The sequence below is a fragment of the Streptomyces diastatochromogenes genome, from assembly GCF_002242805.1.
GTDB lineage: Bacteria > Actinomycetota > Actinomycetes > Streptomycetales > Streptomycetaceae > Streptomyces > Streptomyces diastatochromogenes.
The window spans coordinates 1-342 of the sequence record NZ_MCGQ01000150.1; the positions used below are offsets into that span (position 1 = coordinate 1).

Genomic DNA, 342 nt, shown 5'->3' on the forward strand with positions numbered 1-342 from the left:
CGTCGGTGAGGAAGACCTCGTTGAACTCGGCCTCACCCGTGATCTGCCGCAGCGGACGGACGTCGACGCCCGGGTCGGTCATGTCGCAGATGAAGTACGTGATGCCCGCGTGCTTGGGCACGTCCGGGTCGGTGCGGGCGATGAGGATGGCCCAACGGGAGTTGTGCGCGCCGGACGTCCACACCTTCTGCCCGTTGACCACCCACTCGTCGCCCTCTCGCACGGCCCGGGTGCCGAGCGCGGCGAGGTCAGAGCCGGCGCCGGGCTCGCTGAACAGCTGGCACCACACCTCCTCACCGATCCACAGCGGTCGCAGATAGCGCTGCTTCTGCTCCTCGGTGC

General features: G+C 68.7%; 1 protein-coding gene. It reads right to left on the reverse strand.

Going from position 1 to position 342, the window contains the following annotated elements; genetic code table 11:
• Positions 1–342, reverse strand: a 342-nt coding sequence (locus BEK98_RS47195; RefSeq protein ID WP_208643445.1) for an acyl-CoA dehydrogenase family protein, incomplete at both ends; no start/stop codon positions are given.